This window comes from Facklamia hominis CCUG 36813 (assembly GCF_000301035.1).
Classification (GTDB): Bacteria; Bacillota; Bacilli; order Lactobacillales; family Aerococcaceae; genus Facklamia; species Facklamia hominis.
This window is the reverse complement of record NZ_JH932292.1, coordinates 1,430,714-1,447,623: the sequence shown is the minus strand read 5'-3', so window position 1 is coordinate 1,447,623 and position 16,910 is coordinate 1,430,714. Positions and strand designations below refer to the sequence as shown.

The 16,910-nt window shown below is 43.9% G+C and carries 11 protein-coding genes; 2 read left to right on the top strand and 9 right to left on the bottom strand.

Annotation, left to right across the window (positions count from 1 at the left end):
• Positions 1-24: 24 nt before the first annotated feature.
• Positions 25-2,706 carry a SpaA isopeptide-forming pilin-related protein gene (locus HMPREF9706_RS06740; RefSeq protein ID WP_006908614.1) on the bottom strand — a complete coding sequence of 894 codons (2,682 nt, stop codon included), beginning with the start codon at positions 2,704-2,706 and terminating at the stop codon, positions 25-27.
• A gap of 403 nt (positions 2,707-3,109) precedes the next feature.
• Between HMPREF9706_RS06740 and HMPREF9706_RS06735 the strand changes: the two genes are divergently transcribed.
• Positions 3,110-5,812, top strand: coding sequence for a cation-translocating P-type ATPase (locus HMPREF9706_RS06735; RefSeq protein WP_006908613.1), 2,703 nt, complete (start codon positions 3,110-3,112; stop codon positions 5,810-5,812).
• 107 nt (positions 5,813-5,919) lie between these two features.
• Here the strand turns inward: HMPREF9706_RS06735 and HMPREF9706_RS06730 are convergent, their stop codons facing one another.
• The 5 genes from HMPREF9706_RS06730 to HMPREF9706_RS06710 form a co-directional block, all read right to left on the bottom strand.
• Positions 5,920-7,254: a DUF308 domain-containing protein gene (locus tag HMPREF9706_RS06730; RefSeq protein WP_006908612.1), complete on the bottom strand. Its 1,335-nt coding sequence runs from the start codon at positions 7,252-7,254 to the stop codon at positions 5,920-5,922.
• Between the two features lie 164 nt (positions 7,255-7,418).
• A complete protein-coding gene (locus HMPREF9706_RS06725; RefSeq protein ID WP_006908611.1) occupies positions 7,419-8,810 on the bottom strand; it encodes an MATE family efflux transporter in 1,392 nt (463 codons plus the stop codon).
• 128 nt (positions 8,811-8,938) lie between these two features.
• Complete coding sequence (locus tag HMPREF9706_RS06720; protein ID WP_006908610.1) at positions 8,939-10,111, bottom strand: NAD(P)-dependent malic enzyme; 1,173 nt, start codon at positions 10,109-10,111, stop codon at positions 8,939-8,941.
• A 25-nt stretch (positions 10,112-10,136) separates the two neighbouring features.
• A complete protein-coding gene (gene fumC, locus HMPREF9706_RS06715) occupies positions 10,137-11,501 on the bottom strand; it encodes a class II fumarate hydratase (protein WP_006908609.1) in 1,365 nt (454 codons plus the stop codon).
• Positions 11,502-11,578: 77 nt separating this feature from the next.
• Positions 11,579-12,526: a LysR family transcriptional regulator gene (locus HMPREF9706_RS06710; protein WP_006908608.1), complete on the bottom strand. Its 948-nt coding sequence runs from the start codon at positions 12,524-12,526 to the stop codon at positions 11,579-11,581.
• Positions 12,527-12,650: 124 nt separating this feature from the next.
• Between HMPREF9706_RS06710 and HMPREF9706_RS06705 the strand changes: the two genes are divergently transcribed.
• The gene (locus HMPREF9706_RS06705; RefSeq protein ID WP_006908607.1) at positions 12,651-14,066 is read left to right on the top strand and encodes an aspartate ammonia-lyase; all 1,416 of its coding nucleotides are present in this window, start codon (positions 12,651-12,653) and stop codon (positions 14,064-14,066) included.
• A gap of 52 nt (positions 14,067-14,118) precedes the next feature.
• Here HMPREF9706_RS06705 and brnQ read toward each other — a convergent pair whose 3' ends face one another.
• From brnQ to HMPREF9706_RS06690, 3 genes are all read right to left on the bottom strand, one after another.
• Positions 14,119-15,453 (bottom strand): branched-chain amino acid transport system II carrier protein, encoded by a 1,335-nt coding sequence (brnQ, locus tag HMPREF9706_RS06700; RefSeq protein WP_006908606.1) that lies wholly within the window; start codon positions 15,451-15,453, stop codon positions 14,119-14,121.
• A 152-nt stretch (positions 15,454-15,605) separates the two neighbouring features.
• Positions 15,606-16,451, bottom strand: a complete 846-nt coding sequence (locus HMPREF9706_RS06695) for an aldo/keto reductase (protein WP_006908605.1) — start codon at positions 16,449-16,451, stop codon at positions 15,606-15,608.
• Positions 16,452-16,576: 125 nt separating this feature from the next.
• Complete coding sequence (locus tag HMPREF9706_RS06690) at positions 16,577-16,840, bottom strand: hypothetical protein (protein WP_006908604.1); 264 nt, start codon at positions 16,838-16,840, stop codon at positions 16,577-16,579.
• Positions 16,841-16,910: the final 70 nt, after the last annotated feature.

The window sequence follows — 16,910 nt, the reverse complement described above, 5'->3', positions numbered from 1 at the left end:
TAAAATTTTTGGACCTCTTATGGGCTATTTTTTCCGTTTAATAAAGTAACCCCCAGCTGCTAACAGGACTAATCCTAGAAGCAAGGTCACCCATGGGCTTCGTTCACCGGTTGAAGGAAGACCCAAATTACCAGTCTTTTGTCCTTTAGTCTTGGTGACAGTCACTTTATTATTAGCTGATTTTGATTGGAAAAGCAATGCCACATAGCCATCACCTTGGTTAGACAGGGTAACGGTATTATTCTGTATGGTCAAAGGAAGCTCTTGAAGTGCTTGCCCTTGTAACTTATAGGCTTTAACACTGCTATCAATCACCTTTAATGGGATGACCAATTCATTAGCAGGCACCTGGCTGAGGAGACTACCATCTTTTTTGTACACTTTGACTTCATAGATGTGATAATCCTTCCCCTTTAGATTCGCTGGTAATTGACTATCTGCTAATTTTACCTGACGAACTGTCAAAGAATGTGCTTGACCGGCAATCGAACCACGCAGGGTCATTTGTGCACCCGTTTGAGGGTCAGTTAGGACTTTCTTATCGGGATGAGCTGTGGTCGTCGTTGTGGTTGTCGTAGTAGAAGTCGTTGTTTTACCAGACTCAATCGACTTTTGCTTGCTTTCTTTTTCAAGACTTAATAGCTGTTCAACCGCATCTTGATCCTTTAAGGTCACTTCTTGGACTTCCTTAATGATTCGATAACCCTTTGGTGCTTGAGTCATTTGATAGAAATAATGACCCGGACTTAAAGCGGTAAAGTCCACTTGTCCTTTAGCGTTGGTTTTTAGGACTTTTTCATAATTCTTTCCTTCGTCTCTGAGGTAAATCGCTGCTCCTTCTAAGGGTTTAGAATCCGCATCCGTCACTTTTAAGGTCAATTGAGCTTGGGCCGCCTTTAAGTGAATCGTAAGTTCCTTATCTTCACCCGCTTCTAATTGGAAATTCGTTGAATCTTCCAAGCGATAAACACTCGCTAAGTCTGGTAATTGGAATTGATAATCCCCCGCAGACAAATCGCTCCAAGTCACTTGCCCTGCCTGATCGGTGATTAAGGTAGATTGACCTAATTGAACCTTTTGACCTTTTACCGGCTTACCAGATGGATCTAAAACCGTCAGCCTTAGACTCGCTTTTTGTTCGAGCCGTGTCACGCTCAAGACCTGTGGGTTGCTTTGATTAGCCTGTAGATCAATCTCATAGGTCTCATTATTGGCTTGGAAACCTTTTGGAACCGACACGATTTGGTAAGTATATTTACCTACGCCTAATCCTTGTAAATTCGCTTGTCCCTTATCATCGGTTTTCACACTTTGCCCTTGGCTTCGCATTTGACTCGGGGTGACTTGAATTTCCACACCGGCTACTGGCTCTTGATTCTGGTCGCGTACTTCCAAGCTTAGGTTGCCGGTTAAAGTGGCGGCAGCTAAAGTAAGCGAAACCGTCTTTTGATCCCCAGCTTCAATTTGAATATTTTTAGGTGAATCAGAATCTAAAGTCGCATCCACATAGCCTTCAGGTTTTTTACCAAGGCTCAAGCTATAGTCTTGAGGAACTAGATCTTCAAAAACAGCTTGCCCTTGTTCATCGGTCACTTGTGACTGCTCACCCAAGAGCAATTCAAGTCCTGCAACGGGATTTCCGCTTTGATCTTTTACTTCAAAACGAACTTGCCCCATTTGAAGGGGAGCCTGACTCGTTTCTGAGCTGATTTCTTGACTAGAGTCCTCTACAGCTTCGCTCGATTCCATAGTCGTTGATGATACTTCAGTCGTTTCAGTGGTCTCACTTGATTCACTGGATTCCGTCGACTCTTGGATCGGGTTAAAAGTTAAGACCAAGTCCTGAACTTGACCAGCCACTAAATCAACCGTCTTCGGACTTTCTTCAGCCAGTTCAATTTGATAAGTTTGACGACTTTCATCGGAGAGTCCCACTGAGTAAGTACCTGCTTCCAAATCTGCGATACTAGCCATACCCGACTCATCGGTCTCTACTTCTTGATTACCAATCATCAGCTTTAGATGGGCTAAAGCTTGGCCTGCTTGGTCTTGTGCTTGAATAATCAAATGAGCACTTGCTGTTGAATCTACTGAATCAACTTCGCTGTCAGCTTCCGTTGAGGATGGCTCTTCAGCCGCTTCTTCCGATTCGACTGCAGCTTGATCATCTGCTTCTGATGAACTTGCAGTCGCTTCATCGTTCTCTGCCTCCTCCGCCGCTGCAGCTTGGCTCTTAAGATAGATCTCATAGTGAATGGAATCGCTAGCTTCTTCAATGTCGAATTCAAATTCATAGACTTTATTATCGCTGTCGTCTAAGTTCTTAATCTCGCCTTTCTGATCCAGACTTTCTTCCTGACCCGACTGTTTGCGGATGACTTTATCCACCTCAACGGCCTGTCCTTCCCGTTGGAAGTTTTGGTCGTCAAACAAGCGGTAAATATATTTACCCACTGATAAAGTTGGAAAAGTCATATTTTGCGTCGAATCATAGACCACTTCTTTGTCAGATTCACGTAGAATTTGATAAGTGACTTGACTTTGCGCATGAGCTTCCTCGCCTACTTGCAAGTAAACTTCAAAATCAACAGCTTGATCTTGGGCATAAACACTTTGTAATAGAGAAGTTTGAGTCATCGTTGACGCGATCGGCGTTAAGATGAGCCCTGCTGATAATAATAAATAAATCGGTGCTTGCTTTTTCATGATGATCCCTCCAATGTGATCAATTATTCGAGACTACTTCCGACTTGTTATCTTTACTTTATCATAAATGCATGTTTTTTTAAGCAAATTCAAATTCTTATCATATAAATAAAAGCATTTTACGATCTTTCGTCAAACTTTCTTCATAAGCTTTCTTGGCAAAATTAAGAGCGTTTTTATTTGCATTTAATAAAGAGATTCCTTATAATCTATTTAGAAGTTCATAGGGGAGTAACTCGAGGCCTAGCCTTTTTAGTATCAACAACGTTAAGTAATCTCACCGATTACTGGTACTAAAGTAAAGAGTGAGACTTATGCCGCTTAACAACGTTCAGTTGCAAGAGGCATAAGTCTTTTTTCTTGAGGAACCCACCATGAACAAAAACTTAAAGGGGGAAAGTCCATGTCAACCAAAGAATTACTTGCCTATAGCAAAGACAAGGAAGCAATTCTGAGCCAATTGGAAAGCGATCGCCTGAAAGGCTTAAGCGCTAGCCAAGTCAAAGAACGGCAAGCCCGTTATGGGGAGAATGCCATCAAAGAGGAAGAACACCGAAGCACCCTGCAAAAGTTCATTGATCAGTTCAAAGACTTCATGATCATTGTTCTTTTAGTAGCTGCTGCTGTCTCTGCTGGTATTGGTCTAGCTAATGGCGAAGGTATTGCCGATGCCGTGATTATCTTAATTGTTGTTTTACTCAATGCCGTAATTGGAGTGATCCAAGAAGCAAAAGCCGAGGATGCAATTGATGCTTTGAAGAATATCTCCTCTCCCGAAGCCAATGTCTTACGTGATGGCAGTCACCAAAAAGTCAAATCCACTGAATTAGTTCCTGGAGACATCGTCTTACTAGAAGCCGGCGACGTCGTGCCAGCTGACTTACGTCTGATCGAAACCAACTCACTTAAAATCGAAGAAGCCGCACTTACGGGTGAATCTGTCCCTGTAGAAAAAGACGCTGATTGTCTGGTAGAAGCCGATGCTGGTATTGGTGATCGGACCAACATGGGCTTTTCTTCCACGAATGTCACCTATGGTCGCGGGCTTGGGGTTGTCACACAAACCGGAATGGATACCGAGGTCGGTCACATTGCGGCAATGTTATCCTCCACACAAAAGCAACTCACCCCACTACAACGTGACCAAGAAACTTTAGGTAAGAACCTTACCTATCTAATCATGGGTATTGCCGTCGTTACCTTTATTGTGGGCGTCTTCTTAAATGGCTTATCCCCATTAGAAATGCTATTAGTATCTATTTCGCTAGCTGTTGCTGCGATCCCAGAAGGACTCCCAGCCATCTCCACGATTATCCTTTCCTTAGGAACCCAAACTATGGCCGAACGTAAAGCCTTAGTACGGACCCTTCCAGCGGTAGAAACCTTAGGGTCCACTCAAGTTATCTGTTCCGATAAGACAGGAACCTTAACCCTTAACGAAATGACCATTGAAAAAGTCTACCATGACGGTCAACTTCACGACGCCAAGGATGACTTAGATACGGATTCTGAATTCATTCGTTCCTTTGTTTTTGCCAATGATTCCAAGATCGATGCTCAAGGCAAAGTCAATGGCGACCCTACCGAGACCGCCATGGTCAAGTATGCCTTAGACCATCAAATGCCCCTTCAAGATCAACTGGCTCAATACCCACGAAAGGAAGAAGTACCCTTTGATTCTGATCGTAAATTAATGTCGACCGTTCACAGCTTCCAGGATCGTTATTTTGTGGCCGTTAAGGGAGCTCCGGATCAACTGATTCAACGATGCCGTTATCAAAAAGTAAATGGAGAAGTCAAGGAATTAACCCAGACTGATAAAGATGAAATTTTGAAAATCAATAATGATCTAGCTCGACAAGCTTTACGGGTTCTGGCAGGTGCCTACCAATACATCGACCAACTCCCAGCGAGCTTTGATAGCGATAGTGTCGAACATAATCTGATCTTTACAGGTCTTGTAGGTATGATCGACCCTGAGCGTTCTGAAGCTAAAGAGGCTATCGAAACCGCTCGCCGTGCAGGTATTCGTACCGTCATGATTACTGGCGACCATGCTGTCACCGCCCAAGCGATTGCTGAACGCTTAACCATCCTTGATCCATCCGCTTCCAACAATGAAGAGCACGTCCTAACCGGCGCTCAACTCAATGAAATCAGTGATGAAGAACTGGCCCAAAAAGTCAAGAACTACTCTGTCTATGCCCGGGTTTCTCCTGAGCATAAGGTTCGTATCATTAAGGCTTGGCAGGCCAATGATGCGGTTGTTTCTATGACAGGGGATGGGGTCAATGACGCTCCTTCTCTAAAACAAGCCGATATCGGAGTGGGTATGGGAATTACCGGTACCGAGGTCTCCAAAGGTGCTTCGGATATGGTCTTAGCGGATGATAACTTCCAAACGATCGTCGTTGCTGTTGAAGAAGGACGTAAAGTATTTGCCAATATTCAAAAAGCTGTCCAATACCTTCTATCAGCTAACTTAGGAGAAGTCATCACTCTCTTTACAGCCACCCTCTTTGGATGGGTCATCTTAGAACCCGTTCACATTCTATGGATTAACTTAGTCACCGACGTCTTCCCAGCGATCGCCCTAGGGATGGAACGTGCCGAATCGGATGTCATGTCTCATAAACCAAGAACCTCCAAAGATTCCTTCCTATCCTTTGGAATAGCTCCATCAATTATCTATCAAGGTATCTTTGAAGCTGCTATTACACTCTTTGTTTATTGGTTTGCTGCTGAAGGGCCTATGACCACTAGCTTAGTTGGTGAAGAACGTCACGTCTTAGCAGAGACCATGGCCTTTGTCACCTTAGGAATGATTCAACTCTTCCACTCTTATAATGTGAAATCAACCTTTGGTTCCCTCTTCAAACGCAATCCATTTGATAATAAGTGGCTTAACCTAGCCTTTATCGTGTCTGGTGCCCTCTTATTAGGAGTCATCTTGATTCCAGGAATCAATCAATTCTTTGATGTTCACCCAATGAATGGCTATGAATGGGGTATTGTTATGGCAGCAGCCTTCTCCCTAGTCATCATCTGTGAAATCGTTAAATGGCTCTTCCGCGTTACCAAATGGGACATAAAATTCAAAAGATAGTTAGCCATAAAAAGCAGTTAGTTTTCAAGAACCGCTTCTAAAATAACTAATCAATTCAATAAATAAGAGGCTTGACCACCAGGTCACAGCCTCTTATTTTGATATCTTTATAATTTCTGTACTTTACTTTTTGCTAAATAATTGCGTAAGTCGCGATTATAGACCCGGCGTGCCACAATCCGAGACTGATTTTGTCGCCGCTGTCTTTCCAGATAATCATAATAGGTCCCAGGCGTTTGGATACCCACCAATGGAAAAACGTCAAAGCCACACACCCGCAGCAGCTCTTCCGAGAAAAGGACACAATTCGTCCAGAACAAAAAGTAGGTCTGGTATTTACCAGCAGCAAATTTATAAAATTTTCCCTGGGTTTGGCGAATGATATTCCCGGCAAAGCCTTTTAATTGTTGGGTGGATTGTGGATACCAAGGGACAAATTGATCCTGCATTCTAGCAAAATGAGCTTCTAAAGCTAATCGTTGAACTTCATTTAAAGCAATTTCGTATTCGATAATGGTTACCCTGTGAGAGAGGTAATAGTCAAGGTATTCCTGATGATTCAGTAAGACCACCACGCCATCCCCCAAACAATCCATCATACGTCTTGAGGCCGCATCATGATTCCCATATGAATAAACGATCCCATCATAAGCCACATTCATATGTCCCACTCGACTATAGCGATCTCTACCCACATGAATCTGTACGAGTAGGTTTTTATTTTTGGACAAAGCTAGCTCCTCTGCCGGTATTGACACGTCCGCATCCCGTCCTGGATTCAAATCAGAAGAAGCTAAACTTATCCGACCCTGAACCACTGCTTCCGTTTGAGCTAATACTTTTTGAGGAAAAAACAAAGAAAAAACAACCGGTAAAGGGACTCGCCAAGTCCAGCGAGGAGTTGAGGTCTGAGGCAATGCCCATAAGTTTCGGCCGTCTTTTAAATAGCTCAGTCCAATAAGCAAGAGATAAATCCCTAGCCACTGCAAAGCCCGGTAGCCTTGAAAGGGAGTCAGGATTGTCCCTATCCCAAAAATCAAATGGAAAATCGCATAAGCCAACCTTCCCCACCGACTAGGCACCTGGTCTTTTCGCATCAAATAGTAAGCAAAGAGATTGAGCAGAGCCAAGCCGAGCTGATAGACACCTATAAGCTTCACTACCCAAACCACCAGGAAACTTCTTTGCCAATAAATCACTAAGCCCAATAAAAGATAACCCAGTGCCAGTAGATAAGGAAAGCTTCCCTTCTCCCCTTTGAAGATACTGCTTTTTAACCGCCATTGATCCCAAAACTTGCTACAAGCCGTTAAAGCTAAATAGGCCGCTAAAAATTGCAGGAGAAAATCCATTTGTTCGAAGGGAAACAAGACCAACAAAGCACCTGTAAGCATAAAAGCTCCCGCTATTACCACATAAGCCCACAGACTCGTTCGTCGCATCCTTATCACCTTCCTTTTATCGTAAACCTATTTTAACATAAAATCCCATTGGGGGTTTGACCAAACGATCGCCTATTCAAACATGAGCGACTCCTCACCAGCCATCCCAACAAAATAATCCCACTTGCTTAGGACTAAGCAGTGGGATTATTTTCATTCATCCACTAAGCCATCTGACTCATCAGCTCCCAGTTATTTCGGCGATAAATATAGAAGCCCCATACAACGATCCCCATATTCGAAATTAACATGGAAATCCAAATTCCCGTCGATCCCAAGTCCGTCAACCGCCCCAAAAGAAATACAATTGGTACCCGGATGAGCCACAAGCGTCCCATTGTCATAAACATGGAATACTTGGTCTGACCGCATCCTTGGAAGAAGCCATTTAAGGCATTAAATAAACCCATAAAGAAAATGATAAAGGCAGAATAGTAAAGATACTCTCGCGCCTGATTCCATAAATCCCTAGGAGCATCCGCCTTAATAAACAACCGTAAGATCGGTTCCTGTCCTAACAAGATACAAGCCGATGCTAGAATCGACATCCCTAATATAAATTGGATGGCCCGTTTAAAGATCAAATGGGCTCGGTCAAATTGCTTGGCTCCCATATTCTGACCAATAATCGGTGTTAAGGCCATCCCCACCCCCATCTGTGGCTGCATGACAATATCAGAAACCCGATTGATCATGGAAAAAGCCGCCAAAGTATTGGTCCCATAAGAAGTAATTAAGGCATTCATCACGGTAAACCCTAAAGAAGACCCTCCATAACCTAAAGCAGAAGGCAATGCCATTCGCAAAATATGCCCTTGACTCCCAAGATCCCAACGGAACCATTTTCTAGAAGGTTTAATGGCAGATTGTTTGGCTACGATCCAGGCAGCTAAAGCTAATAAGACCCATTTCGAAATAAGGGTCGCCCAGGCCGCTCCCGCAATGCCCCATCCCAAGCCTGACCAATGAAACACGGGTACTTGATCATAGATAAAGAAAGGATCCAATAAGAGATTCACTCCCATCGAAATCGCGGAAATAATGGTCAATGTCTTAGTCATCCCTTGAGCATTCAGGATCGACTGGTAAGCAAAGAAGCCAAAGTCAAAGAAGAGTCCCAAAAAGGAAATCTTTAAATACAAATCCGACTTCTGCAAAAAGCTCCCTTGGCCCCCCATGGCTTTTAAGAGCCACTCACTGGAAGCTATTCCTAGGACGGTCAACATAGCCCCTAAGACCAAGGTTAAAAATAAGGTCGAATCTAAATAGACTTGAATCTTCTTCAGTTGATTGGACCCAATAAAATGAGCGATTAAGGCGGTCGCTGCGACACCAATTCCCATTCCGATCGAAATAAATAAATTATTTAAAGGCCAGGAAAAACTGGAGGCCGCAAAATCTTCTGCCGATAACTGAGCTAAATACAAACCGTCCGCCACCGTATAGAAAGTACGCACTAAATTATTAAACATGAGTGGCGCAGACAAGGTCAACAGCATTGGCATAATCGGTCCCTGAGTCATCCATTCTTTTCGCGATACAGCTTGTTTAGACATTCATTCATCTCTTTTCTAACAAAGTATCCTTAGCCTATCATATTCCCCTCAAAAAAGTAATCCTTCTGACTCCATAAAAAAATGGCTGGGACTTTAAGCCCCAGCCTCTTAAGATTCATTCCAAGGGATTAATGGCGACTAACGCCTTCTTTAATCGCTTGATCTGCGACCGCCTTGGCTACCACATCAGCTACACGGTCATCTAAGGCATTCACAATAATAGCCTCGGCCTTTAAGTCTTCCTCCGGAATTAATGAAGCAATCGCACGAGCCGCACTCTCCTTCATACCATCCGTTACTTCTCGTGCTCGAACCGCTAAGACTCCTTTAAAGATTCCTGGAAAAGCTAAGACATTATTAATTTGGTTCGGATAATCCGACCGACCCGTCCCAACAATTGCTGCCCCCGCTTCTAAGGCATCTTCTGGCATAATTTCTGGTACCGGATTGGCCATCGCAAAGACAATGGCTTGATCATTCATCGACCGAATCATTGCTTGGCTAACCACCTTTGGCGCAGAAACTCCAATAAAAACATCGGCGCCTTTAATCGCGACGGATAAATCCCCTGTCAATCCTTCTGGATTCGTCACTTGAGCAATGGCCTGTTTGGCTGAATCTAGATGTGTATCCTCACGATTTAAGATTCCTTGACGATCCACCATAATAATTTGACCAAAGCCCATCTGTAATAAGAGCTTAGCAATCGCAATCCCGGCTGCCCCCGCTCCATTAATCACCAACTTTAATTGACCCATTGTTTTGTGAGTTAACTTGACCGCATTCAATAAAGCGGCCGCAACAACAATGGCTGTCCCATGTTGATCATCATGGAAGACAGGCACATCACACCGTGCCTTAAGCTTTTCTTCAATCTCAAAACAAGCCGGTGCGGCAATATCTTCCAGGTTAATCCCACCAAAACTTTTTGAGATGCGTGCGATCGTATCTACAACCTCATCAACATCCTCACTATCCACACAGATGGGGAAAGCATCAACGTCGGCAAAGCGCTTGAAGAGGGCACACTTACCTTCCATGACTGGCATGGCCGCTAATGGGCCAATGTTCCCCAAACCTAAAACAGCCGTTCCGTTGGTGACAACCGCCACTAAATGTTGGCGCCGCGTTAAGGCATAGGATTGATCCGGATCCTGATCAATGACCCGACAAGGTTGAGCAACTCCTGGCGAATAGGCCAAGGCTAAATCCTCCATTGACTCAATGCTTGCACGTGAGACCACTTCAATTTTTCCTTGTAGGTCATAGTGACGCTTTAAAGATTCTTCAAATACATCCATTTTTTCTGCTTCCTTTCTTCGCTACTTATACCATTTTGCTGGGATCGACTAATTGATCAAAAGTCGCCGCATCCAAATACCCTAAATCCAGACAGGCTTCCTTCAGACTTAAATTAGCCTGATAAGCATGTTTAGCCACCTGGGCCGCTTTTTCATAGCCTAAACGTGGACTTAAGGCCGTCACGAGCATCAAAGACCGGTCCATATTCGCTTGCATCTGATCTTCATTCACTTTTAAGCCTTTTAAGCAATACTTGGTAAACATCAACATACCATCTTGCAATAATTCCATCGATTGAATCACATTATAGATCGTAACTGGCATAAAGACATTCAGCTGAAAATTCCCTTGTGAATGAGCCATACCCACTGCAAGATCATTGCTCATAACTTGAAGGGCAACCATGGTCAAGGCTTCACATTGAGTAGGATTAACCTTACCTGGCATAATCGACGAACCCGGTTCATTCGCTGGAATCGTAATCTCTCCCAAACCACACCGAGGTCCTGAAGCCAACCACCTTATATCATTAGCCATCTTCATAAGGTCACCCGCTAAAGCTTTTAAGCCACCATGAAAAGCTACCAACTCACTTTTAGAAGACAAGGAATGGAACTTGTTAGTAGCGGTTCTTAATGGAATGCCTACAACCCGGCCTAATAAAGCAGCCACCTTTTGATCATAACCTTGAGGTGCATTCAAGCCGGTTCCTACGGCGGTCCCTCCCAAAGCAATCTCACTCACAAAATCACTCAATTGATCGAGCATCGCTAAGTCCTGGGCCAAAGAGGCTGACCATCCTGAAACTTCTTGACTAAAACGAATCGGCGTAGCATCTTGCAGATGCGTCCGTCCCGACTTAATTTGATCTTGATAGGCTTGCTCAAGAACATGTAATTGGTCAATCATTGCCACTAAGGATGCTCTTAATCCCTGATGCCAAGTCATTAAACAGGCCACATGCATAGCCGTTGGAAAGACATCATTGGAGGATTGCGACCGATTCACATGGTCATTTGGATGCAGGAGCTGATCTCCATACACTTGATTCGAGCGATTCGCAATCACCTCATTCACATTCATATTGGTCTGTGTGCCTGATCCGGTTTGCCAAATTGGTAAAGGAAAATGATCATCCAGCTTTCCATCCAGGATCTCATCACATACTTCTTCGATTCGCTGGGCACGCTCGGCATCCAAGACCCCCAGAGACTCATTACACTGAGCAGCCGCTTTTTTAATCGCTGCTAAAGCACGAATCAAAACCCGCGGCATCTTTTCCTGACCAATCTGAAAATGTTCATAGGCCCGTTGTGTGACTGCTCCCCAATAACGATCCTTGGGCACCTTAATTTCCCCTAAGGAATCATGTTCTAACCGATATTCCACTCTTTTGCCTCCTAACTTATAGTTTAGTATTTATAAGTCATTATACGTGATTCTAAGAAAAAATGAAATCCTTTCCACTAAAAAAGTTTCTCTTGTCCAATTAATTCTAGGAAAGCCTGACTCGCTTTCGTTAAATAACGGTCCTTCTTCCAATAAATACAAATCGGTCGTTTCGAGGCCTCCCCTTGCAGCCGGTAATATATCAAACGATCACTGGCATAGCCGTAATGTAACAAGGCTTCTCCCATCACCGAAATCGCCATGCCTGATAAAGAAATATTATAAGCCGTCAACTGTTGATCAACCCCATAAACCACATTCGCTTGATAATCCTGAGCCTGGCATAAACGTCGAGCCCGCACCCCTGTATCATTATGATCATTTAAAAAGACAAAGGGAGCTTGACCAAATGCTTTTAAGTCGACAGCTGGCACCTGATTGATATCTATATCTCCTTGGCGAATCTCCCTCGGTGAAAGCTGATAATCCAACAAGAACTGGTTAACCGCAAAATCACGTGGAACAGCTAAGAGAAGCTGCTCAGAAGCTAGTTCAACCGCCTCAAACTCTTGTTCGTCAAAGCCGGTATTATCCAGTAAGAGATCAATCTCCCCCTCTCTTAAATAATGAACTAAGTCTTCACTCGTTGCCTCCTTCAAGCCTAATTCAATGGCAGGATAAAGGGCCTTATATTGGGCCATCATCCTAGGGAGAATCATGGCAGCGTAGAGACTGGACCCTCCAATCATAATGTGCCCATACTGCAAGCCCTCATAACGCTGTAAAAATTGATCAAAATCAGCCTCAATCTTTAGGATTTGCCGGCATTGCTTCAGATATTCCTCTCCAAATTCCGTCACCCGTAGAGGAATGGTTGACCGATCAAATAAATCATGACCCAAACGCTCTTCAATCCGCTTAATATTAGCCGATAAAGAAGGTTGTGAAATATGCATTTTCTCGGCCGCCTTGGAAAAAGACCGCTCCTTTTCTACCGCCAAGACATATTCTTTTCCTTGAAACATGAAACCACCCCATATATAACTTTTAGATTATAACTAATATACCATAATAAGTATTAGAAATAAAACCTTTTCATTTCTATAATAAGACTAAAGAAGTCAAACCTCATAGAAAAGGAGCAAAGTCATGACTACACATACCAATAACCCTACTCGGATGGAAGCTGATTCCATTGGCCAACACGCCGTCCCTGTCGATGCCTACTACGGGGTTCAATCCCTGCGAGCTCGTGAAAACTTCCCAATCACCGGGCAAAGTTTACACCCTCGTTTTATCCAATCCCTAGCCTATGTCAAAAAAGCCTGCGCAATCACCAACCAGGCCTGTCATCGCCTCAGCGAGGATGTTGCCCAAGCGATTGTTCAAGCCTGTGATGAGATCATCAATCACCAACTCCAAGATGCCTTTATTGTTGATCCGATCCAAGGTGGGGCAGGAACCTCTATGAATATGAACATCAATGAAGTTCTAGCCAATCGGGCCATCGAAATCCTGGGTGGCCAAAAAGGCAATTACCATCTGGTTCATCCCAATGACCATGTCAATTATGGTCAATCAACCAACGATGTCATTCCGACTGCTGGGAAGTTAACCACCTACCAATTAGCCCAAGATCTGATTCAAATGCTGATTCAACTCGAAGAAGCGCTCCTTGACAAGGCTCAAGCTTTCGACGATATTATCAAGATGGGCCGCACACAAATGCAGGACGCCATTCCCATCCGTCTCGGTCAAGAATTTCATGCCTATGCTACCGCCATCAAACGGTCTCGACAACGCTTGGAAAATGCCCTCGACGAACTCCTAACAGTTAACCTTGGCGCAACCGCGATCGGAACCGGCTTAAATGCTGATGAGCATTACTTTACCCAAGTCGTCCCAGAGTTAGCCGAAGTCTCTGGTCTTCCAGTTCACCAAGCTGAAGATATGATTGACGGCACCCAACACATCGATAGCTTTGCTTATATCTCAAGCATTCTTAAGACCTTGGCCCTTGCCTTATCAAAAATGTCTAACGACTTACGCCTCATGTCTTCTGGGCCTAAAACAGGTTTTAATGAAATTAATCTTCCTAAAAAGCAAAACGGCTCTTCCATCATGCCAGGTAAAGTTAATCCGGTTATTCCTGAAGTTGTCAATCAAGTTGCTTTTAAAGTCTGCGGCAATGATTTAACCATTGCCATGGCCGTTGAAGCCGGTCAATTGGAACTTAATGCTTTTGAACCTGTTACCTTCTTCTGCCTGTTTGAATCCTTGACCTATCTTAAACAAGCCATTCAAACCCTCATTGACAACTGCCTTAAAGACCTTACCGCTAACCGTGATCGTTGCCACGAATTAGTCGATCAAAGTGTCGGTACCATTACCGCTTTGGTCCCTTATATTGGCTATCAAGCAGCTGCTGACATCGCTAAGGAAGCACTCACCAGTGACCAATCGGTCAAAGAGTTGGTCATCGAAAAAGGCTTGCTCGACCAAGCTAGCCTTGACCATTTACTGCAAGCTGAAAAAATGACCACTCCCGGCATCTGCCAAGCCTAATTAAAAGCAAATAAACAAGGAGCTGACTCTCGTCGCTCCTTGTTTTATTTGTCTACTGATCAGCCAGCCGCTTTCTAAATATAAAACAAAATCCTAAGGATAAGAGAACCGGCAAGAACCACGCCAATCCTAGCTGATAAAAGAGAAAATTCTGTTTTGCCCAACGAATCATCGCCGCGCCCCAAATCGATTGCTTTATAAAGGCCGGTGAATGATTGATAAAATCAAAGACCGCAAAGAAGGCTGTCACCCATAGACAGATCTGATAGACTCGCTTAGAGGCCCACTGATTCGCCAACAGGGCCAAAAGAATTAAGACCATGGCTAAAGGATAAATCAACATTAAGAAAGGTGTCGTCAAGGCAATCATCCGATCCAAGCCCACATTGGCTAAAAGTCCTGGCACTAAACAGGCTAAGACCGCCCAAAGCCAACCCTTACTTCCTGGAAAAATCTGTTGAAAAGCTTGACTAAAGGCAACCACCAAACCGAGAGTCGTCTTAAAACAAGCCACAATGACGATCAGGGTCAGAAGAATCTGTCCAAACCAACCAAAATAATGACTCACAATTCTAGGCAATGCCTCTCCACCATTAGCGGCTAATTGACTGTAATTCAAGCTATCTGCACCCAAGAGAATCAAGGCAAAATATACCAAGCCCATCATCAATACACACAGTCCCCCACTCAAGAGCACTTCCTGACTAATTCGGTGAGGATTTTTTAAACCGAGAGATCGGATAGAACGAATAATCACGATCCCAAAGGCCAACCCTGCAAGACCATCCATCGTATCATAGCCTTTGATAAAAGAATTGGCTAAAGGATGATCTAAAGTCCCACTAGGAAAATCAAAACTCCCCTTTAAACAGGCTTGCACAAAGACGAGAGCCAACAAGAGAATCAACAAAGGGGTCATCCACTGACCGATTAGTTGAATTAAATTCGACGACTTGCGTGAAAAAAGATAGGCACCGCCAAAAAAGAGGAGCGAGTATGCGGCCAGACCCCAAGTCTGACTCAGCCCCATTTGATCAACCCAAGAGGCGACCCCTACTTCATAAGAGACTGTCGCCAAACGTGGAATCGCAAATAAGGGACCGATCATCAAATACAAAGCGACTGTAAATAGCACCGCAAACGGCTTGGAAACCCGTAAACTCAATTCGTAGACCGATTCACTCTCAGTCACAGCCATCGCTGCAATGGCCAACATAGGTAACCCGACTGCTGTTAAATTAAACCCTAGGCTGGCTAAAAGCACCTGGTCTCCAGCAAGCTGCCCTAAAAACACTGGGAAAATAATATTTCCTGCCCCAAAGAATAAGCCAAAGAGCATGGATGCGATCATCAATCGCTGTTTAAACCGTAAAGAATCATTAATCATAAAAGACTCCCCCCTTTGATCTTATTTTAGCATAGGTCACATGAAAACGATAAAAGTTTTTTTACATGATCTACCCTCCATTCTTGCTCCAACAAAAACGCTCGAGCCTTCATTCTAGACTCGAGCGTTTCACAATTAATAATCCTTTAAGACTATTCCTTAGCATGATCAGGGTCTGGTGCGGTCGCTAAATCCTCCAATTGATCGAGCCGTTCCATATCTGCGGCCTCAATCGTGAATTCAGGCCGCTCAATATTAGATAAGATATTAGCCGGTGTTTTAGAGCGAGGTAGCGGTAAGAAGCCATGTTGCCAAGACCATTGTAAGCATAATTGAGCCACAGTCACATCATAGCGAGCGGCCATCTCCTTTAAAGTCTCATTGTGGAATGCATCCCCGCGACCGAGCGGACTGTATGCCTCCAAAACAATTCCTTCACGCTTACAGTAGTCAACGAGTTTGGCTTGCGTCAAACCTGGTGACAACTTAATTTGATTGACCATTGGTTTAACGGTGGCAGTCTTCTTCAAGGCTTCGATATGATGTTCCAAGAAGTTAGACACCCCAATCGAACGAATCTTACCCGCTTGATAGTATCCCTCCATCGCACGCCAAACTTGAGCGTTACGTTCAATCCAAGCATCATTTGCTTGAAAGGCTTGTGGGTTTGGCCAATGAATCAAAAGCAGATCCAAGTAATCCACTTGTAGCTTAGTCATGGATTCATCAATAGACGCTTTGGTTGCCTCATAGGTTCCCTTGTCATTCCAGACCTTAGTTGTCAAGAAGATAGCCTGACGATCAATTTTGGAATCTTTAATGGCTTGGCCCACACTTTTTTCATTGCCATAGATTTGGGCGGTGTCAATGTGGCGATAACCATATTCCAAAGCCTTTAAGACGGATTGGTAAGCCACCTCGCCTTCGGACAACTCCCAAGTACCAAAGGCAATCGACGGAATCTTAACATCATTACTCAACACATAATTCGCTTGCATGTAGAACCCTCCTTGCTTGTGATAGTTTCAGTTTAGCACGTTCACCTTAGAAGCCACAAGAAAACACACTCAGATTTGAAGGGTCAATTATTCAAGATGCGATCAAACTAAATAGATAGACAGATTTATTTTTTACGATATATGCGGATCAGATGGATCAAATAAGCCCACAGGGCCACGGCTAATAGGCCATACATCATCCGCCATTTAAGAGCTACTTCAGTCGCAAGCAGACTAAAGGCACTCAGTGATCCTGCCGCCAACAAGAAAACCCCTATCACCAGAAAACGACTGAGCCACCGTCCCCAAGGATTGCTATGGGATTTCATAGAATAATTGGTGATTGCCAGAAATAGCCCAATCATTAGTCCTCTAATTAATAATTCCAAGTCTATTAACCCCCTTCATACATAATTAATGATCGATTGATAATCAGTATACACCAATCTCTACCAGGCC